The 17,458-nt window shown below is 62.0% G+C and carries 22 protein-coding genes and 1 pseudogene; 11 read left to right on the plus strand and 12 right to left on the minus strand.

From position 1 onward, the window contains the following. Positions 1 to 34 precede the first annotated feature (34 nt). A complete protein-coding gene (locus tag QWJ46_RS01160; protein WP_302748700.1) occupies positions 35 to 829 on the minus strand; it encodes a response regulator in 795 nt (264 codons plus the stop codon). A 248-nt stretch (positions 830 to 1,077) separates the two neighbouring features. Here QWJ46_RS01160 and QWJ46_RS01165 point away from each other — a divergent pair, with 248 nt between their 5' ends. Together QWJ46_RS01165 and QWJ46_RS01170 are read left to right on the plus strand one after the other, a co-directional pair. After that, a complete protein-coding gene (locus tag QWJ46_RS01165; RefSeq protein WP_011426508.1) occupies positions 1,078 to 1,284 on the plus strand; it encodes a NepR family anti-sigma factor in 207 nt (68 codons plus the stop codon). 9 nt (positions 1,285 to 1,293) lie between these two features. Continuing rightward, positions 1,294 to 1,851, plus strand: a complete 558-nt coding sequence (locus tag QWJ46_RS01170) for an RNA polymerase sigma factor (protein ID WP_011426507.1) — start codon at positions 1,294 to 1,296, stop codon at positions 1,849 to 1,851. Positions 1,852 to 2,196: 345 nt separating this feature from the next. Here the strand turns inward: QWJ46_RS01170 and QWJ46_RS01175 are convergent, their stop codons facing one another. The 3 genes and pseudogenes from QWJ46_RS01175 to QWJ46_RS01185 all read right to left on the minus strand — a co-directional run. Next, positions 2,197 to 2,595, minus strand: coding sequence for a hypothetical protein (locus QWJ46_RS01175; protein WP_302748701.1), 399 nt, complete (start codon positions 2,593 to 2,595; stop codon positions 2,197 to 2,199). A gap of 9 nt (positions 2,596 to 2,604) precedes the next feature. Continuing rightward, positions 2,605 to 2,949, minus strand: coding sequence for a DUF883 family protein (locus tag QWJ46_RS01180; RefSeq protein WP_184453767.1), 345 nt, complete (start codon positions 2,947 to 2,949; stop codon positions 2,605 to 2,607). A gap of 172 nt (positions 2,950 to 3,121) precedes the next feature. Further along, a pseudogene (locus QWJ46_RS01185) lies at positions 3,122 to 3,556 on the minus strand (iron ABC transporter); the annotation flags it as partial. Between the two features lie 255 nt (positions 3,557 to 3,811). On the opposite strand from QWJ46_RS01185, the gene QWJ46_RS01190 reads away from it, so the two are divergent. From QWJ46_RS01190 to QWJ46_RS01210, 5 genes are all read left to right on the plus strand, one after another. Further along, positions 3,812 to 4,237 (plus strand): hypothetical protein, encoded by a 426-nt coding sequence (locus QWJ46_RS01190; protein WP_302748702.1) that lies wholly within the window; start codon positions 3,812 to 3,814, stop codon positions 4,235 to 4,237. A 58-nt stretch (positions 4,238 to 4,295) separates the two neighbouring features. Beyond that, a complete protein-coding gene (locus QWJ46_RS01195; RefSeq protein ID WP_302748703.1) occupies positions 4,296 to 5,615 on the plus strand; it encodes a TonB family protein in 1,320 nt (439 codons plus the stop codon). A 106-nt stretch (positions 5,616 to 5,721) separates the two neighbouring features. After that, positions 5,722 to 6,129 carry a DUF2325 domain-containing protein gene (locus QWJ46_RS01200; RefSeq protein WP_302748704.1) on the plus strand — a complete coding sequence of 136 codons (408 nt, stop codon included), beginning with the start codon at positions 5,722 to 5,724 and terminating at the stop codon, positions 6,127 to 6,129. Further along, positions 6,126 to 6,398, plus strand: coding sequence for a hypothetical protein (locus QWJ46_RS01205; RefSeq protein WP_184453775.1), 273 nt, complete (start codon positions 6,126 to 6,128; stop codon positions 6,396 to 6,398). The genes QWJ46_RS01200 and QWJ46_RS01205 overlap by 4 nt, the downstream gene beginning before the upstream one ends. A gap of 9 nt (positions 6,399 to 6,407) precedes the next feature. After that, positions 6,408 to 6,722 (plus strand): antibiotic biosynthesis monooxygenase, encoded by a 315-nt coding sequence (locus tag QWJ46_RS01210; protein WP_302748705.1) that lies wholly within the window; start codon positions 6,408 to 6,410, stop codon positions 6,720 to 6,722. A gap of 235 nt (positions 6,723 to 6,957) precedes the next feature. On the opposite strand, the gene QWJ46_RS01215 is transcribed toward QWJ46_RS01210, so the two are convergent. Next, positions 6,958 to 7,329: a DUF423 domain-containing protein gene (locus tag QWJ46_RS01215; RefSeq protein ID WP_302748706.1), complete on the minus strand. Its 372-nt coding sequence runs from the start codon at positions 7,327 to 7,329 to the stop codon at positions 6,958 to 6,960. Beyond that, positions 7,326 to 7,736 (minus strand): group II truncated hemoglobin, encoded by a 411-nt coding sequence (locus QWJ46_RS01220; RefSeq protein WP_302748707.1) that lies wholly within the window; start codon positions 7,734 to 7,736, stop codon positions 7,326 to 7,328. Before QWJ46_RS01220 ends, QWJ46_RS01215 begins: the two co-directional genes overlap by 4 nt. Positions 7,737 to 7,902: 166 nt before the next feature. Between QWJ46_RS01220 and QWJ46_RS01225 the strand changes: the two genes are divergently transcribed. From QWJ46_RS01225 to QWJ46_RS01240, 4 genes are all read left to right on the plus strand, one after another. Next, entirely contained in the window at positions 7,903 to 8,466 is a 564-nt protein-coding gene (locus tag QWJ46_RS01225) for a TetR/AcrR family transcriptional regulator (RefSeq protein ID WP_085779146.1), read from the plus strand. Between the two features lie 18 nt (positions 8,467 to 8,484). Beyond that, entirely contained in the window at positions 8,485 to 8,826 is a 342-nt protein-coding gene (locus QWJ46_RS01230; protein WP_064804454.1) for a multidrug efflux SMR transporter, read from the plus strand. Positions 8,827 to 9,019: 193 nt separating this feature from the next. Continuing rightward, a complete protein-coding gene (locus QWJ46_RS01235) occupies positions 9,020 to 9,805 on the plus strand; it encodes a ThuA domain-containing protein (RefSeq protein ID WP_302748708.1) in 786 nt (261 codons plus the stop codon). 9 nt (positions 9,806 to 9,814) lie between these two features. Next, complete coding sequence (locus tag QWJ46_RS01240) at positions 9,815 to 10,858, plus strand: Gfo/Idh/MocA family protein (protein WP_302748709.1); 1,044 nt, start codon at positions 9,815 to 9,817, stop codon at positions 10,856 to 10,858. 150 nt (positions 10,859 to 11,008) lie between these two features. Here QWJ46_RS01240 and QWJ46_RS01245 read toward each other — a convergent pair whose 3' ends face one another. The 6 genes from QWJ46_RS01245 to QWJ46_RS01270 form a co-directional block, all read right to left on the minus strand. Continuing rightward, a complete protein-coding gene (locus QWJ46_RS01245) occupies positions 11,009 to 11,404 on the minus strand; it encodes a DUF1236 domain-containing protein (protein WP_064804450.1) in 396 nt (131 codons plus the stop codon). A 131-nt stretch (positions 11,405 to 11,535) separates the two neighbouring features. Continuing rightward, complete coding sequence (locus QWJ46_RS01250; protein WP_184453787.1) at positions 11,536 to 12,648, minus strand: ABC transporter permease; 1,113 nt, start codon at positions 12,646 to 12,648, stop codon at positions 11,536 to 11,538. A 1-nt stretch (position 12,649) separates the two neighbouring features. Beyond that, entirely contained in the window at positions 12,650 to 13,777 is a 1,128-nt protein-coding gene (locus QWJ46_RS01255; RefSeq protein WP_184453789.1) for an ABC transporter permease, read from the minus strand. After that, entirely contained in the window at positions 13,774 to 15,519 is a 1,746-nt protein-coding gene (locus tag QWJ46_RS01260; protein WP_302748710.1) for an ATP-binding cassette domain-containing protein, read from the minus strand. Before QWJ46_RS01260 ends, QWJ46_RS01255 begins: the two co-directional genes overlap by 4 nt. After that, entirely contained in the window at positions 15,516 to 16,529 is a 1,014-nt protein-coding gene (gene hlyD / locus QWJ46_RS01265; protein WP_184453793.1) for a secretion protein HlyD, read from the minus strand. The genes QWJ46_RS01260 and hlyD overlap by 4 nt, the downstream gene beginning before the upstream one ends. Continuing rightward, positions 16,526 to 17,230, minus strand: coding sequence for a CerR family C-terminal domain-containing protein (locus QWJ46_RS01270; RefSeq protein ID WP_184453795.1), 705 nt, complete (start codon positions 17,228 to 17,230; stop codon positions 16,526 to 16,528). Before QWJ46_RS01270 ends, hlyD begins: the two co-directional genes overlap by 4 nt. Between the last annotated feature and the right edge of the window lie 228 nt (positions 17,231 to 17,458).

Raw genomic sequence — 17,458 nt, forward strand, 5'->3', positions numbered from 1 at the left:
GGCGGTTTGGTTCCGAGGACCGGAAAATTGCGTCTCAGGCGGCTACCTTGGTCGATTCATTGAAGAAAAGCGCTTGACTGATCAGGGCCTTGACCATGTCGGGATTGAACGGTTTGGTGACGAGGAAAGTGGGTTCGGGGCGTTCGCCCGTCAAAAGCCGTTCCGGGAATGCGGTGATGAAGATCACCGGTACGCTCGACGTCTTCAGGATGTCGTTGACCGCGTCTATGCCGGAACTGCCGTCGGCAAGCTGGATGTCGGCGAGCACCATGCTCGGCTTCGTCCTGTTGTAGAGCGCGACGGCTTCGGCATGGGTGCGGGCAATGCCGGTGACGCGATGGCCGAGGCTTTCGACCATCTGCTCTATATCCATGGCGATCAGCGGTTCATCCTCGATAATCATGATGTCGGTTGCGACCTGACGGGAGATTTCCTGCGAGGCCTTGTCGAGCAACTGCATGACGTCCTGTTCATCGAGTTCGAGAATTTCCGCGATTTCTCCAACGCGGAAATTCTCCACCGAAGCGAGCAGGAAGGCCTGACGGGCGCCCGGCGAAACCTTGGACAGGTTGAGTGTGGCGCGCTGTTCCCACGCATAAGGGGAGGTCGGCTCTGGAATCTGGACCGCAGTGGAACCAAACAGTTGCGTGAACAGTTTGTAAAGCGCGACCCGGTCATTTGGCGTATCCGGGAAGATCGACAGGTCGGCTATAATGGCTTCGAGAACGGCGGCGACGTAAGCGTCACCTGAAGTCTGGGTGCCGGTAAGGGCGCGGGAATAGCGACGCAGATAAGGAAGGTGCGGCGCAATTCGAGTAGAAAGTGTCATCAAAGGCTCCCGTATGCAGGCCGGTCGTAGGTTCAATGGGCGGTTAACGCTGCCTTGGTAAAAAAGTTCCGGAAGGGCAGGAACTTTTTTTGTCGCGCCGCATTATCCCACCCGACAAAGAAAGGGCGTAGCATTTTGACCCATGCCGCGGCAAATACCAGCGACATCGATAGTGGAACGGTCGGTGTCGGTGGTGGATTTCGTGATTTGCACGCCTCTGGAACAGATAACGGTGAGAAGACGAGTTGATGACTACACGCAATAAAGAGGCGGCGGATCAGCGGAAGCTGGAGCTGCGGGCAAGCGATATTCTGGACCCGAACAATCAGATCGGCGTCAAGCTGCGGTCGCTCTATGCCGCGGCACAGGAAGAGGCGATCCCCGATCGTTTTCTCGACCTTCTCGAAAAGCTCGACCATGCTGAAATGATGGCTTCTGCCAAGATGGCCGAATAGGATCGTCGCATGGAAGAGAAACTGCAACCCAGCTTCAAGCGGGAATTGCTGGCGGCCCTCCCTAGCCTTCGCGCTTTTGCCATTTCGCTGATCGGACGGCATGATCGCGCCGACGATCTCGTCCAGGACACGATCATGAAGGCCTGGGCCAAGCAGGATCATTTTGAGATGGGCACCAATATGAAGGCCTGGCTCTTCACAATCCTGCGTAACGAACTCTACAGCCAGATGCGCAAGAGCGGTCGCGAGGTGCAGGACAGCGATGGGCTGTTCACGGAATCGATGGCCATGCATCCCTCGCAATATGGCGCGCTCGATCTGCAGGATTTCAAGAAGGCGCTCGATCAGCTGCCGCCGGACCAGCGCGAGGCGATCATCCTCGTCGGTGCTTCGGGATTTTCCTACGAGGAGGCGGCGGAAATCTGCGGCTGCGCCGTCGGCACCATCAAGAGCCGCGTCAACCGCGCGCGGCAGCGCCTGCAGGAACTGCTGCAGATATCAGGCGAGGCCGATTTCGGCCCGGATGCGACCTCGGCGCCGCTGACCTCGAAGGCTTTTGCGTTTTGACGGGATTGTGAATGGGAGGCGCCGGGCGTGCTTCCTGGGCGCGCATTTTGGGTCGTTGGATGGGCGATGACGCCCCACGTGATGGCTTCGCCATTCCAGCGCTTACCTTTCCTCCCTCATTCCTGTGCTCGTCCCAGGAATCCAGTGCGCCCAAGTCCTTGGGCGCGAGAGACTAATTTTGTTTTGATGAGAGTCATTCACGGCGCGGACGCGCCGTGGCTGGATTCCTGTGACAGGCACAGGAATGAGGGAGGTTGGGGTGGGCGTCCTACCCAAATCCTCCGTTGGTGTGCAAATTCGCTTTTCATCGCCCCTTCTCAGAACGATCAGGAGCATCTATGCCGATCAATCCTCCCGCTTCGAACCCATAAGGTTGGCCGCGACAATCGCGGCCAGGACGCCGGCGGTGAGCAGCGGTTGGGCTCGGACGAGGCCGATGCCTACCGTCGCCAGAGATTCCAGCGCCGCGCGGCGATCGCGGGCGCGGCGTGCCTCGCGGGCGTTGATGATCGACATCACGACCAGCACAATGATTGCGACCAGCAGCGCGCCGACGGCCAGGAAGAGGACGGCGGCGAGCGGACCGTAGATGCCGGCGAGCCAAATGGCGCCGGCGGCCACCGCCAGCGCATAGGCTGTGAGGAGGAAGAGCGCGGCAACCGCGATGAAGATGCTGGTGCGTTTGGCGCGGGCGAGGCTGCGATGCACGCTTGCGCCCGTCAGCAGGCTGAGGATCGACAGCATCGCGCTTCCTCAGCGACGGGCGAGGAAGGCGATGGCCAAGCCCAATGCGGCAGCGGCGCCGATGGTTGCCAGCGGATGATTGCGCACCGTCTCGCGCATTTCGGTTGCGCCGCGCTCGTAACCGTGCTGCAGTTCGCGCAGCAGATCCTCGCTGCGGCCGAGCAGTTCCTCAAAGCCGGCGCTCGCCTGGCTGCGAAACTTCTCGCTCTGGTGTCGTGAGTTTTTGCCGACCAGACGCGTCAGTTCGGCAAGCTCGTCGCGCAATGCTTCGATCTGGTCTTCTATACCGGATTCGAGATTGTGGAAGGTGCCGTTGCGGCGGCTGCGGCCGGACTGGAATATAGAATAGCTCATGGCTGTCTCCATTGGTGGGCGCGCGCAAGCCCGCCTATTTTCGCACGAGGGGTCACCACCGTCCGTTGCATGAATGATGTCGCCCGGCATTGACCCAGATCATTGCCGACAACGTGTTGCGGGGGCAAAAGTTCCGCCCGCGCAGGCTCCGGCAGGGGAGAGGGCGCTGTGGGGCGAGGGCGAAAGGCGTGCCGTCGGCCGGGATCTGGTTGATTCGCAGCGCGCAACCGAAGACCGAAAGCATCGTCTCGTCTGTCAGCACTTCCTTGATGCTTCCGGCGGGGCGAGCCGGGTGATTTGATCAGGACGACGCGGTCGGCAAAAAGAGCGGTCAGGTTCAGGTCGTGCATCATGATCGTCAGCTGGGGCTGATGTCGAGGCTCGAAACGGTTTCGTCGAGCAGCAGCCAGCAGGGCTTGCCGTCGACGACGGGTTCGGAAATCTAACAGAGAACGCGGGTAAGCTGCACGCGCCGCTGCTCGCTGCCCGAAAGGCCCTGGCAAAAGCGGCCGTCGAAGCCGACAAGGTCGACGGAGGCGAGAGCGGCGGCGGTCGTCTGATCTGATTTGACGGGGTGCAGATTTTGGCCCGAGGTCAGGCCCATGCGCTTTCGACGATCCGGTGCTGCGCCGGCAGCTCGCAGGACGGTGGCACATTCTTAAAGGTGTCTGGCTTTTGACCGTTATTTCGGCTGGCAATTCCGTGAGGCCGGCCATCTACGCTCTCCGATTGGGTTTACAATTAACTTGACTTTCCGACTCATGGTTTTTTAAAAACGCAATAGAAGACTAATACAGTCAAGTTTGTGAGATTGCTGCTACGAAGCCGTCCGCCGACGGCTCGCGACAATGCGGAGACGATTATGACGGGTAGGTTTGCGGCCTTTGCGGCCAGCTTGGTGATGACGGTTGCAAGCGTAGCCCAGGCGCAGGAGGCGGCGCCGGCAGCCTCCCTCGATGTCGAACTCAATGCGCTGGCGCCCTCGCAGAAGGGTTGCATGATGACCTTTGTGGCGCTCAACAAGTTGCCCGCCGCCATCAACAAGGTTTCCTTCGAGCTCGCCTTCTTCAATGAAAAGAATGCCTTCGACCGCATCACCGTTCTCGACTTCCGCGATCTGCCCCAAGGCAAGAAGCGCGTGCGTCAGTTCGACATGCCGAATGTCAAATGCGAGAGCGTGACCCGCATCCTCATCAACGACACGCCGGTCTGCGACGGGCCGGTCGCCGGTGAATGTATGAAGGGTCTCGTCACCCGCTCGCAGATCTCCGTCCCCTTCGAAGGATGAGAAGACGCCGGGGGATGAACCCCGGCGGACATGTTTCTGGCTGTCCGAGGCGTAAAGAATGGCGATTTCAGCGAAATCCAGATCGAGACACGTGCTCATCGAGGAGGCGGACGCCGACCGCAGCCTGAACGACAATACGCCCGGCATGCACCCCGGCCACGAGCTTCCGGAACTGCGAAACGCGCAGCGGCAGCCGGCCGGCGAGACGGTGATCCACTACACACGTTTTGCGCAGATCTCTTCCTTTCCCGATCATCCGGAAGCCGAACCGGCCGCTCCCGCTTCCGCGCCGCCGATGGATGCGGCGGTGGAGAAGCAGGAAGACGAGCAGAAGCCGGTGCGGCGGCGGGTGGCGCTGACGTGTGTCGGTTCGCTGATTTTCCATGTGGCGTTGGCCGCAGCGCTGCTGGTCGTTATGCCCATGCCTTCGGACGAGACGCTGATGGAAGCAGGCGAAGCGATCAGCGTCGTTATGCTCGGCAGTTCTGACGCCGATCAGAGCGCAGCCGGCGAGACCGATGTCACAATACAGGAAGAGATCGTTCCAGAAGCTGTCGAACCTGATGAGATCAAACCGGTAGAGACAGCAGAGGTACAGCCGGAGGCCGTCCAGCCGACCGATGCGGAGCCTGTCGAGGCTGTTCAACCGACGCAGGGGATTACACGTCAGTCAGCGGAGACGGTGACGGCTGCGGAGCCGGAAGTTCTTGTATCGGAAACCCCTGCGGAAACTTCAGTCGTACAGCCGATGTCGACGGTGGTGCCGAAGCAGCCGGTAGAGACTCAGTTAATGTCTGCTCAGCCGGTGGTGGCCGCAATGCCCTCAGAGCTAGAGGAGATCAAGCCCCTCGAGACGGCTGCGATTTCTCCTGAGCCGAAACCGCCAGTAGAGATTGCGAAGCCTCAGCCGAAACCGAAGCTGGAAAAGCCCGCTGAAAAGAAATCGGCGGAAAGAAAACAGCCGCCGAAAAAGGCCCAAGGTTCGGAGGGGGATGCCAAAGAGGAGGCACGCCGAGGCGCTGCGGACGGGCAAGCAAACGCCAACTCCAGCGAGAATTCACGCACGTTGGGCGGGCGGAATGGAGCCGGCGGTGCGTCGGAAGCCAACTACAAAGGTAAGCTCGTTGCACGATTGTTCCGTTGTGTCGACCGTATGGAGGCGCGGTATCGTACGGCTCATGCCAGCTTAACTGTTCGTATCACGGTCAATCCCAGCGGCAATATCACAGCATCGGGCATCGTCCGGGGTTCAAGCTTGCCTGAAGTGGATCGTGCCGCTCTTGGCAGGGTGGCTTCCTGCAATCTTCCGGCTATGCCGGATGATATGGTAGCATCCTCACGCACATACACCTTTCCGGTTCAGGTGACGCCGAGATAATATGATAAAAATATCAACTTTATACTTTACTCCAAAAATCAGGTTTAATAAGGTCCGTCCACACACGCAGGAATCGTGTGACGATCAACGAGCGAACGGGTGGCATATGGCTCGCAAGGGCAAGAAGGGATCGAACCGGGAGGTCCGCGAGACCGCGGGCGAGGAGGTCGGCCAGGCATCCAACGGACGAACCAAACTGGATGGCCGCAGTTTCCTTTATGTCGGCGGCCGCGACTGCCAGGTGGCGCATCTGCGCCAGATCGCCAGCAATTTCGGCGCCGAGCTCATTCATCACGATGGCGGCCTGCGCGAGGCGGTTTCGCGCATCGACACCTTGCTACCCTCTGTCGACTGCGTGTTCTGCCCCATCGACTGTATCAGCCATGATGCCTGCCTGCGCGTGAAGACCGGCTGCAAGAAGTTCAGCAAGGCCTTCATCCCGCTTCGAAACGGCAGCAAGTCCAGCCTGGAACGTGCGCTGCAGACGATGAACGAACGAGACAATTCCCGATGAATGACAAGCGCCCCGACGGCTTCACCATGATCGGCCTGCACAAGCTCGCCGCGCAGAGCGGCGACGGCCTCGTGCCCGAGCTTTACGAGCTTTTTCAGCAGCATGCCGAACGCCGGCAGATCTACCAGAATGTGACGCTGTTCCCGACCTGGGAGGCGCGAATGCCTGGGGAAGCGGCGACAAGACCGCTTGGCGCGGCGGCGGCAAACGGCAATAATATTCTCGCCTTTCCCTCGCCTGCGATAAGGGCGGGCAAACGGAAAGCCTGAGGAGATTCCATGTATATCGCAATGAACCGCTTCAAGGTCGTAACCGGGAGTGAGGGCGATTTCGAGACGGTCTGGCGCAATCGCGATTCCGGCCTGGCCGAGGTGCCCGGTTTCGTCGAATTCCGGCTGCTGCGCGGCAAGGGCAACGAAGAAGAGGGTTATACGCTCTATTCCTCGCACACGGTCTGGAAGAGCGAAGAGGATTTTCAGAACTGGACGAAGTCCGAGAATTTTCGCGCTGCGCATCGCAATGCCGGAGACCGCAAGGCGATGTATAAAGGGCCGCCGGTTTTTGAGGGTTTTAAAGTGGTCGAGGGTATCTGATAGCGGTTGATGCATTTGTATGGAGAAGGCGAGGGTTCTTTATCCTCCCTCATTCCTGTGCTCGTCACAGGAATCCAGCCACGGCGCGTCCGCGCCGTGATTGACTCTCTGCAATGAATGAGTCTTCCGCGCCCAAGGACTTGGGCGCACTGGATCCCTGTGACGAGCACAGGGATGAGGGAGGAGAGGGGGTGCCTTCCATAAGCCGCCCAGTTGCGGATGAGTCAAAGCTCTCTCAGGAGCGAACTCGCAAGACAGCACCCGCCGCCACGGCCAGCCAGCCGAGCATCATCGCCCAGCCGCCGGTGGGCGCGGCATAAGGGAAGAGGCCGGAACCGGCAAAACGCAGCGAGACCAGATCGCCGGCAAAGAGCAGCGTTCCGACAATCATCAGAAAGCCGGCCAGCCAGGCGGTTTTGAGCTTGGCGGTGCCGAGAGCCAAGGCGAGCAGGGCGGGGGCGTGCGCGAGGCACATGGCGGAGGCGGATGCCGCAAGGTTGGCCTCACCGCCGCCATGGGCGGCAAGCGCGGCGAGCGCCACGCCGGCGACGCCGAACAGGCCGGCAAAGAGATAGAGCACCGGCTCCAGGCGCGCGTTCAGGCTCATGGTTGTTCCTTGTCGTCAGGGGCCTTATTCTGCATGTGATAGGCAAGGCGCTCGACCGGCGCCCAGATGAGATCGCGCAGCGCCTGGCTCGATGTCGTCTCGTCGAGCGCGCGGCGGAAACAGAGCAGCCATTCGTCGCGCTCGACCGGGCCGATCTCGGCGACGAAATGGCGGCTGCGCAGGCGCGGATGGCCGCGCTTGTCGGTATAAAGCGACGGGCCGCCGAGATAGCCGGTCATATATTCGTAGAATTTCTCTTCGCTGCCTTCGAGGCTCGGCGGGTGCACAGCACGCACGTTGCTTGCCTCCGGCAGCGTATCCATCAGCGCATAGAAGCGGTTGGTCAGCGCCCGCACGGCGGGATCGCCGCCGATCGCCTCGTATAGAGTGGTGACCTTCTCCGTCACGAAACCATCCCCGATATCATTCCATTCCCCGATCCTTCATGCACCTGATGGAAAATGATCGCAACTGTCATCGAGGTGCCGCGGCATTTCGCGCATAATGCCTGTGGAGCAGGGGTTTGCACCGATTCTTCTTGACAAAACCGTCCGGACGGTATCTTTATTTGGCATGTCAAACGCTCATCATCGCAAGAAACAACCGGCTCTCGTGCGCCAGGAATTGCTGGAGGTCGCAGCGCGTCTTGCCGCCAGCGAAGGCATGGCGGCCGTGACACTCGATGCAGTCTCCGCCGCCTCCAGCGTCAGCAAGGGCGGATTGCTGCATCACTTCCCGACGAAGAATGCGCTGCTCGACGCGCTTTTCGAGAGTCTGCTCGAAAGGTTCGATGCGGATATCGAGGAGCTGATGCGCGGCGATCCCGTGCCGCAGGGGCGCTTCACCCGGGCCTATCTCAGGGCGGTGTCCGGTCTCAAGGATCGCCCCGACGATTCCAGGAGCTGGACGCAGGTGACGATCGCGCTTCTCGCCGAACCCAGGCTGCGCCTTCGCTGGCGCCAATGGGTGCAGGCGCGGGCTGAGGAATATGTCGGCACCGACTCCTCGCTCGATGCACAAATCGTGCGGTTCGCCGCCGACGGGCTGTGGTTCGCCGACACGTTGGAGAGCCACGACATCAGCAGTGCTCTGAGGCGGAATCTCATCAGCCGTCTCGTCGAGCTCACGGGAAAGTAATCCGAAAAGGAATTCGTCATGAGCCAGGCCGCCATCTACGGGCTGCTCTTTGCAGCCATCGTGCTCGAAGTCATCGGCACTACGGCGCTGCAATTGTCGCAGCAGTTTACCCGCATCGGGCCGACGGCGCTTGTCGTCGCCTGTTATGCGGCGGCCTTCTATTGCCTGTCCTTGACGCTGAAGAGCATTCCCGTCGGCATCGCCTATGCGATTTGGAGCGCTTTGGGAATCGTGCTGATTTCTTCGGTCGGCCTGATCTTTTTCAAGCAGCGCCTCGACCTGCCGGCCATTGTCGGCCTCGGACTGATCATATCGGGCGTCATCGTCGTCAATCTGTTCTCGAAATCCGTTTCTCATTGATTTCATTGTTATATCTCAGAGGATCCTCCGGCGTTTCACGAGAGAAAATTTCCCCTTTGTCAAACTCCTGACAAAGCGCTATGTGTTGCTCGGACGTTGTGGAGATCGAGGCGCACCCGGCGCCTTTTTCCAAAGCGCTTTGAATTCTGCCTTTCCCACCTAACGATCCTTCCAGCTTCCAGAGGAGCACAGCATGGCCATACGCACCGTCGTCTGGGGAGAGAATATCCACGAGAATACCAATGCGGTCGTCCGGGGCATCTACCCGGAAGGCATGCATACGACGATCGCCAATGCGCTGAATACCGATCCCGCCATCTCCGCGATCACGGCGACGCTGCAGGAGCCGGAGCACGGGCTGAGCGAGGCCCGCCTTGCCGAAACCGACGTCCTGACCTGGTGGGGTCACAAGGATCATGGCGCGGTCTCCGATGTCGTCGTCGAGCGCGTCGCCAAGCGCGTCTGGGAAGGCATGGGCCTTCTCGTCTTACATTCCGGCCATTTCTCGAAGATCTTCAAGCGGCTGATGGGCACGCCCTGCGCGCTGAAATGGCGCGAGGCGGGCGAGCGCGAGCGGCTGTGGACGATCAACCCCCGCCATCCGATCGCCGCCGGCATCGGCGAGCATTTCGAGCTCGAGAACGAAGAAATGTATGGCGAGCAGTTCTCGGTGCCGGAGCCGCTCGAAACGGTGTTCATCTCCTGGTTCCAGGGCGGGGAAGTGTTCCGCTCGGGCCTGACCTGGCGCCGCGGCGCCGGCAACATCTTCTATTTCCGCCCGGGCCATGAGACCTATCCGACCTATCACGACGCCACCGTCCAGAAGGTGCTGATCAACGGCGTCAAGTGGGCCTACAACCCTGAAGGCGCGTTGACTGGCATTACCGACGCTCCAAATGTGCCGGTGGAAAAGGCATTGGAGCCGATCGTCGAACGCGGCCCGAAACTGCACCACGCCGGCGAAGCCGGTTACCGCTGAGGAGCATTCATGCGACTACTCGTTCTTGGCACGGGCGTGATGGCGAAAAACCAGCTCACCCACTTCAGCAAAATCGACGGCGTGACGGTGGTTGGCGCCGTCGACACCGATCCCGATCGGCTTTCCGCCTTTGCCGACAAGTTCAACATCGAGAAGCGGTTTCATTCATTGGATGAGGCGATCGCCTGGGGTGAGTTCGATGCGGCGACGAACATCACGCCCGATCGCATCCATCACCCGACCACCATGGCGCTGATTGCGGCCGGCAAACATGTGCTCTGCGAGAAGCCGCTGGCGGAAAACTATCCGAAGGCGCTGGAGATGACGGAAGCGGCCGAAAAGGCCGGTGTCATCAACATGGTGAATCTCACCTATCGCAACGTCGCGCCGCTGCAGCGCGCCCGCGAAATCGTGCTCGCCGGCGAACTCGGCACGATCAAGCATGTGGAGGCCTCCTATCTCCAGAGCTGGCTCGTCTCGCGCGCCTGGGGCGACTGGCGCACCGAATCGACCTGGCTGTGGCGGCTTTCCACCGGCCACGGCTCGAACGGGGTGCTCGGCGATGTCGGCATCCACATCCTCGATTTCGCCGCGTATGGCGCCGCGACCGACATCGACCACGTCTTTGCCCGGCTGAAGACGTTCAACAAGGCGCCGGGCGGCCAGATCGGCGAGTATATGCTCGACGCCAATGACAGCTTTACCATGGCTGTCGATTTCGCCAACGGCGCGCTCGGCGTCATCCATGCCAGCCGCTGGGCGACGGGCCATCTGAATGAGCTGAAGCTGCGCATCTATGGCGAAAAGGGCAGCCTCGAGGTCATCCATCGCCCGGCCGAGTCCGAGTTGCGGGGGTGCCTCGGAGAGGATGCCGAGACCGCCACCTGGAAGGAGATCGAAGTGCCGCCGGTGCCGACCAACTACCAGCGCTTCGCCGAAGCGGTGGCAAGCGGCATCCAGCCCGACCCCAACTTCCGCCACGCCGCCAACCTGCAGAAGGTCCTCGACCTTGCCATGGTGACGGAGCGCGAGCGTCGCGAGCTGAAAGTCTGATCTCCGCTTGGAATATGGAAGCCGCCGTTCAGACGACGGTTTGCCGTGCTATCGCGCGCCGATTGATTGTTGGTGCAAACGTAGAAAAAAGGCCCCGCCGAAGCGGGGCCGGAGGTGGTCGAGCCGCAGCAGGCGGTCTCGACCGCTTGATTATTCGATGACCTGCACGACTCTATGGGTGCGGGGTTCAACGATCACACGACGATCGTTGACGACCGTATAGGCGTATTTCGGGTTGTCGGGCACCGGAGTGACGACGACATCGGCCGGAAGCGGCTTGCCGACGACGATCGGCTGCTCGACGACCACGCGGGAGGTCGGGGCCGGCTGCTGCTGAACGTAGGTAACGACCTCACGCGGCGGCGGATCGACCACGGCGCCGGCAACACCGCCGGCTATGCCGCCCACGGCAGCGCCTACGGGGCCACCGACGATCGCGCCGGTGATGGCGCCGCCGGCAGCGCCGGTCACGGCTCCGTCAGCCAGGGCGTTGGTGGCAAGCGACGACAGCGCAAGGGCGCTGGAGACAAGTAGAATCTTGTACATTTTGCTTCTCCTTTGCTGGGGTTGCGTTTGGGTAACGACGACGCCAAATCGAGGTTCCAGCAGCAAAGAGTCACGCTTTGGAAGGCCGGTTTACATTCTGTGAGACGGCCGCAGCATGTGTGGGACTGGGATTATTCCAGGCGCCGGCGGAAGAGCCAGGCGGCGGCGCTGAGCGTGACGGTGGCGATCAGCGCCAGCGGGATGGTCTGGTTCACCACTTCGCTCAACGGGATATCCTTGAGGAAAACGCCTTTGACGATCACCAGGAAATAGCGCAGCGGATTGACGTAGGTTATCGGCTGCAGCCAGCCCGGCATGTTTTCGATCGGGGTCGCGAAGCCGGAGAGCAGCATGGCCGGGACCATGAAGAGGAAGGCGCCGAGGATCGCCTGCTGCTGCGTCATCGACAGCGCCGAGATGAAAAGACCGAGGCCGGCGACAGAACCGAGATAGAAGATGGCGCTGCCGTAAAGCAGGAAGAGCGAGCCGCGCAGCGGCACCTCGAAGAGGAAGACGGCGGCGAGGATATAGACGGTGATGTGGAAGAGGCCGATCATCATCGGCGGGATCAGCTTGCCGATCAGGATCTCGTGCAGGCGCAACGGCGAGACCATCAGTTGGTCGAAGGTGCCGAGCTCGCGCTCGCGGGCGATCGACAGCGCCGTGACGATCAGGCCGATCAGGAGCGCGATGCTGGCGATCAGGTTCGGCACCATGAACCATTGATAGGTGAGGTTCGGGTTGAACCAGTTGCGCGGCACGGATGAGACGATGCTGGCGCCGGCGCGTTTGCCGGCCGGTGTCTCGGCGGCAAGCGTCGCGCCGATCTGCGAGAGGTAGCCCGCGACGATCTGCGAGGCGTTGGAACGGCGGCCGTCGAGCACCACCTGCAGGTCGGTCGGCGTTCCCGCTTCGATATTGCGGGAGAAATCCGGGCCGATTTCGACCGCCGCGATGACCGCCTGATTGTCGATAGCCACCTGGACCTGCGCCTGTTCGGCGGCGATCTCGATATTGCGGAAGGTCGGCGAGCCATCGATGCGCTCGATCAGCTCCTGGCCCCAATGGCCGCTGTCGCGGTTGAGGATCATGACGTCGACATTGCGCACTTCGAGCGTCGCCGCATACGAAAAGACGAGGAGCTGGACGATCGGCGGGCCGATCAGGATGGCGCGGCCCTTGGGGTCGCGCAGCACGGCGAGCAATTCCTTGACGATGAGGGCGTAGAGCCTTGTCCATCCCATCTCAGCCGATCCTCTTTCTGGTGCTGCGTGCGGCCAGGACGAACATGACGCCGCCGATCGTCAGCATGACCGAGACTGCTCGACCGAACATCGGCCAGATGTCGCCGGCGAGAAACACCGTCTGCAGGCTGGGGATCAGGTAGCGCGCCGGCACGATGAAGGTGATCCACTGGATGATCTTGGGCATGGAGTTGATCTCGAACAGGAAGCCCGAGAGCAGGAAGGCCGGCAGGAAGGCGGAGATCAGCGCCAGCTGCGAGGCGAGGAACTGGTTCTTGGTTGCCGTCGAGATCAACAGGCCTTGCCCGAGCGCCGGGATCAGGAAGGCGGCCGACAGCGCATAAAGGCCGGCGACGGAGCCGCGGAACGGCACGCCGAAGAGAAAGACCGCAAGCAGCACGCAGAGCGTCATCGAGGTGAGGCCGAGCAGAAAATAGGGCAGGATCTTGCCGGCAAGCAGCTCGACGGCCGTCACCGGCGTCGCCATCATTGCTTCCATCGTCCCGCGCTCCCATTCGCGGGCGACGACGAGTGAGGTCAGCAGCGTGCCGACCAGCGTCATGACGATGGCGATCGAGCCCGGCACGAGGAAATTGCGGCTGGTCAGCTCCGGATTGAACCAGAAGCGCTGCTCGACTGTGATGGCGGGACTGTGGGAGGCGACGTCCGCCTGCCTCTGCTGTTCCCAGTTGACAACGGCGCCCTGCGCATAGTTCTGGACGAAGTTCGCCGTGTTCGGATCGGAGCCGTCGACAATCACTTGGACCTGCGGGCGGTTGCCGGCGGTATAACGGGTGGTGAAATCGGCCGGGATGACGACGATGCCGCGCACCTGTCCGATCACGAGATCTTCTTCGAACAGGCGGCGGTCACGGCCGATCGCCACGTCGAAATAGCGCGAGGCCCGGAAGCTGGCCGCGAGGTCCTGCGTCAGCGGCGTCATCTCCTCGGTCACGAGGCCTATGCGGGTACGCGTTGTATCGAGCGAGACGCCGTAGCCGAAGAGGAAGAGCAGGATCAGCGGCAACACGAAGGCGATGAGGATGCTGCTCGGGTCGCGGATCGCCTGGAAGCTTTCCTTGCGCACCAGAGCTGCAAGACGCCGGAGCCGGCCGGAGGAAATGCTCATGCCGCATCCTCCGCTTCCGATTGTTGCACCAGCGCGATGAAGGCGTCCTCCATCGTCGGATCCGGCGCGTCCTTTGTCGCGACGCGTGCCTTCAACTCATCGGGAGAACCGAGTGCGATCGAGCGGCCGCGGTAGATCAGCGAAATGCGGTCGCAATATTCCGCCTCGTCCATGAAATGGGTGGTGACGAGCACGGTGACGCCTTTTTCGACCAAGCCGTTGATATGCGTCCAGAACTCGCGGCGAGTGATCGGATCGACGCCCGAGGTCGGTTCATCGAGGAAGAGGGCACGCGGTTCGTGCATGACGGCGCAGGCAAGCGCCAGGCGTTGCTTGAGCCCGAGCGGCAGGTCCTTGGCGGGTTCACGGGCGTGGCGGCCGAAATCGAAAATATCGGCCATCAGCTCTATGCGCTCGCGTCTTCGCTGCCCGCGAAGGCCATAGACGCCGGCGAAGAATTCCAGGTTCTGCATGACTGTAAGATCGCCGTAGAGCGAGAATTTCTGTGCCATATAGCCGAGCTGATTGCGCGCTTCGGCAGCGTCGCGGCGAAGATCGAAACCGGCGACACGGCCTTCGCCGCCGGTCGGTTTCAGCAGGCCGCAGAGCATCTTGAAGGTGGTGGACTTGCCGGCGCCGTTTGGCCCAAGCAGGCCGAAGATCTCGCCGCGGCGGATATCGAAGCTGATGTCGTCGGCGGCGGTGAAATCGCCGAAGCGCTTGGTCAAGCCCCTCGCCTCGATCACCGGGCGGTCGCCCTCGGCCTTCAGCGGCTCTTGCGCTTCGGCGAGCCGGGAGCGGCCGCCGGGGCCGCCGCCGAGCATATCGACGAATGCGTCCTCGAAACGCGGTGGGGCAGGGGAAAGCGATGCGCCGTTGCCGGCCTTGCCGATATCGGGCGTCTTGCCGCTGGCCGCGACGAGGCGGATCGCCTCGCCCTGAATCACGCCGTCGATGACGCCATCGGCCTGCAGGAGTTCGGCGAGAACCTGCCGACGGCGGCCGGTGACATCGGATACCCGGAAGACGCGGTCGCTGACGCGCTCGGTCATTTCATTCGGTTTTCCCGAGAAGAGCAGTTTTCCCTGGTTCAAGAGCAGCACGTGGTCGCAGGCTTCGGCCTCATCGAGATAGGCGGTCGACCAGACCACGCCGATGCCTTCCTTCGTCAGGTTCTCGACCATCTTCCAGAGGTCGCGGCGCGAGATCGGATCGACGCCGACGCCCGGTTCGTCGAGCAGCAGCAGGCGCGGCTTTTTCAGAAGCGCGCAGGCAAGGCCGAGCTTCTGTTTCATGCCGCCGGAGAGCTTTCCGGCGAGCCTGCCGGTGAAGCGCTTGAGGTCGGTGAAGGTCAGCAGTTCGTCGAAGGCGCCGGCGCGTTCGCTCTTCGGCAGGCCGCGCAAATCGGCATAGAGGTCGAGGTTCTCCTGCACCGAGAGATCCTCATAAAGACCGAAGCGCTGCGGCATGTAGCCGATCGCCGTCTGAATGGCGGCGGCGTTCTTTCTGGTGTCGAAGCCCAGAACTTCCATCGTTCCGGTGTCGGGCAGCATCAGGCCGGTCATCAGCCGGATCAGCGTCGTCTTGCCGGCGCCGTCGGGGCCAACGAGGCCGGTGATCGCGCCGCCGCCGATGACGCCGGAGACGGCGTCGAGGGCTGCGGGCGCATCACCGAAGCGTTTGGTGACGCCGTCGATCCGAACGAGCGGCTTGGCGTCCCGACCGGGTTCGGGGGCAGTCATTGTCCGCCTGCCGGCGGCGTGGACAGCCGCACGGTGACCGGCATGCCCTGCCGCAGGTCGGGGCCGGGCCTGTCGATGACGATCCTCAGGCGATAGACGAGATCGGTCCTCAGTTCAGGCGTTTCCACCGACTTCGGCGTGAATTCGGCGACCGGCGAGATGAAGCCGATGGTGCCTTCATAGGGTCTATCCGGCAGGGTATCGGAGGCGACGGATACTTTCATGCCGGGGTGGATGCGGCCGAGATCGGGTTCGGCGACATAGCTGCGCACCCAGACCGGCGTTGTCAGGGAAAGCACGAAGACGGTATCGGCCGGCGAGACGATCGCGCCGTTCTCCCGCACCCGCGAGAGGATGACGCCGTCGTTCGGAGCACGCAGTTCGGTGTCTGCGAGCGAGGTTCGGGCCGAGGCGAGTGTGGCCTCGGCGGCCTTCAGCTGGGCGTCGGCGGCGGCGATATCCTCGACGCGCGAGCCTTCCTGCAGCAGCTTCAGCGCCTCGTTGGCGGATTGCGAGCGGGCGGCGGCCATCGCCTTTGCGGCGGTCGCCTGGTCGAGGTTCGCTTCGGAAATCGTGCCCTGCGGGCGAAGCTGGCGGGCGCGGTCGTAAGCGAGGTTGGCATTCTGCAGATCCGCGAGGCTTTCGTCGTAGGCAGCTCGCGCCTGGGCGATCTCGGTCGGCCGCGGGCCAGCCTTCAGCTTGTCGAGCGTCGCGCGAAGGGCCGCGGCATTGGCCTCGCCGGAGCGGACGGCGAATTCATAGGGGGCGGCGTCGAGCTTCGCCAGAACCGTGCCGCTCCTGACGACATCGCCCTCGTCGACGCGCAGTTCGGAGAGGCGGCCGCTGACGCGGAAGCCGAGCGAGACCTGACGGATATCGACATTGCCGTAAAGAACGAATTCGCGCCGCGCCTCGGGCAGCCAGCCGAGCCGTTCGGGCAAGCCATACCACCATGCGGCGGCACCTGCGGCAAGGAGGAGAAGGATCACGAGCGGAAGGATGCGTTTCATGCTGCGCCTCCTTTCGGCGGGCCGATGACATCGACCAGTTCGGCAGCAAGGCCCCGCAGGATTTCCACCTGTTCCGGGCCGAAGGCGTCCCATTCCATCTGGGCGAGTACGGAGGCGTGGGCAAAGCGGAAGATGAGGATGCTGCCGACGAGGTTGAAAGTGCGCAGGCGCACATGTTCGGACGCCGGGTCCTCGCCGAGAATGGCGCCGACCAGGCGCCGGCCCATTTCGATCATCGGCCGCATGATGCCCCGATAAACCCGCTTGAAAGCTTCGGTCGGCTCCATCTGCTCGCGGATGAGGAAGCGGGCCCAGGGTTCTGATTCCTTGGCGACGAAGAGCGTCACCATGGTCTGGAGAACTTCGGTCAGGAAGAGGCGGGCGTCGGCTTCGACGAGCGGCTCGCCGGCCGCGTCGAGCGCCATCAGATGCGCGCCGATGCGCGCCCTCATGCCGCTGACATGCGCATCGATCCTCATCATCAGATATTCGGCGGTGGCGATGTAGAGGCCTTCCTTGCTGCCGAAATAATAGGGGATCGCCTGCAGGTTGACGCCGGCGGCTTCAGTCAGCTGGCGCGTCGAGGCGCCATCGAAACCGTAGCGCCCGAAGACATCGAGAGCAGCGGACAGCATTTTCTGGCGCGCGATCTCGGCGCGGGCTGAAGCTGGCGGATTTAGGTCGTCGCGTTCTTGGATCATGACATTTTATAGCGCCTTTGATAAAATAAGTCAATCGATTGATTATTTGTGCGAGCGGCGCTTCCGGGCGAGGACGCAAGCTGCGACTTTCCTACTCTCGATCAGGATGAATTCCACGCACGGCGCTCTGATATGCCCGGCGCCCCATCTCAGCGGCTCTTAAAGCGTATTGTTTCGCGTTATACGCTCATTTTTTGACACAAAACTGCCTTGCTCTTTCCGTATCGG

It is taken from the genome of Rhizobium sp. CBN3 (assembly GCF_030518245.1).
Taxonomy (GTDB): Bacteria; Pseudomonadota; Alphaproteobacteria; order Rhizobiales; family Rhizobiaceae; genus Rhizobium; species Rhizobium aethiopicum_A.

Bases quoted from the DNA above. Each gene is read 5' to 3' on its own strand.
- QWJ46_RS01160 (WP_302748700.1), bottom strand. From the start codon at position 829: ATGACACTTTCTACTCGAATTGCGCCGCACCTTCCTTATCTGCGTCGC.
- QWJ46_RS01165 (WP_011426508.1), top strand. From the start codon at position 1,078: ATGACTACACGCAATAAAGAGGCGGCGGATCAGCGGAAGCTGGAGCTG.
- QWJ46_RS01170 (WP_011426507.1), top strand. From the start codon at position 1,294: ATGGAAGAGAAACTGCAACCCAGCTTCAAGCGGGAATTGCTGGCGGCC.
- QWJ46_RS01175 (WP_302748701.1), bottom strand. From the start codon at position 2,595: ATGCTGTCGATCCTCAGCCTGCTGACGGGCGCAAGCGTGCATCGCAGC.
- QWJ46_RS01180 (WP_184453767.1), bottom strand. From the start codon at position 2,949: ATGAGCTATTCTATATTCCAGTCCGGCCGCAGCCGCCGCAACGGCACC.
- QWJ46_RS01190 (WP_302748702.1), top strand. From the start codon at position 3,812: ATGACGGGTAGGTTTGCGGCCTTTGCGGCCAGCTTGGTGATGACGGTT.
- QWJ46_RS01195 (WP_302748703.1), top strand. From the start codon at position 4,296: ATGGCGATTTCAGCGAAATCCAGATCGAGACACGTGCTCATCGAGGAG.
- QWJ46_RS01200 (WP_302748704.1), top strand. From the start codon at position 5,722: ATGGCTCGCAAGGGCAAGAAGGGATCGAACCGGGAGGTCCGCGAGACC.
- QWJ46_RS01205 (WP_184453775.1), top strand. From the start codon at position 6,126: ATGAATGACAAGCGCCCCGACGGCTTCACCATGATCGGCCTGCACAAG.
- QWJ46_RS01210 (WP_302748705.1), top strand. From the start codon at position 6,408: ATGTATATCGCAATGAACCGCTTCAAGGTCGTAACCGGGAGTGAGGGC.
- QWJ46_RS01215 (WP_302748706.1), bottom strand. From the start codon at position 7,329: ATGAGCCTGAACGCGCGCCTGGAGCCGGTGCTCTATCTCTTTGCCGGC.
- QWJ46_RS01225 (WP_085779146.1), top strand. From the start codon at position 7,903: ATGTCAAACGCTCATCATCGCAAGAAACAACCGGCTCTCGTGCGCCAG.
- QWJ46_RS01230 (WP_064804454.1), top strand. From the start codon at position 8,485: ATGAGCCAGGCCGCCATCTACGGGCTGCTCTTTGCAGCCATCGTGCTC.
- QWJ46_RS01235 (WP_302748708.1), top strand. From the start codon at position 9,020: ATGGCCATACGCACCGTCGTCTGGGGAGAGAATATCCACGAGAATACC.
- QWJ46_RS01240 (WP_302748709.1), top strand. From the start codon at position 9,815: ATGCGACTACTCGTTCTTGGCACGGGCGTGATGGCGAAAAACCAGCTC.
- QWJ46_RS01245 (WP_064804450.1), bottom strand. From the start codon at position 11,404: ATGTACAAGATTCTACTTGTCTCCAGCGCCCTTGCGCTGTCGTCGCTT.
- QWJ46_RS01250 (WP_184453787.1), bottom strand. From the start codon at position 12,648: ATGGGATGGACAAGGCTCTACGCCCTCATCGTCAAGGAATTGCTCGCC.
- QWJ46_RS01255 (WP_184453789.1), bottom strand. From the start codon at position 13,777: ATGAGCATTTCCTCCGGCCGGCTCCGGCGTCTTGCAGCTCTGGTGCGC.
- QWJ46_RS01260 (WP_302748710.1), bottom strand. From the start codon at position 15,519: ATGACTGCCCCCGAACCCGGTCGGGACGCCAAGCCGCTCGTTCGGATC.
- hlyD (WP_184453793.1), bottom strand. From the start codon at position 16,529: ATGAAACGCATCCTTCCGCTCGTGATCCTTCTCCTCCTTGCCGCAGGT.
- QWJ46_RS01270 (WP_184453795.1), bottom strand. From the start codon at position 17,230: ATGATCCAAGAACGCGACGACCTAAATCCGCCAGCTTCAGCCCGCGCC.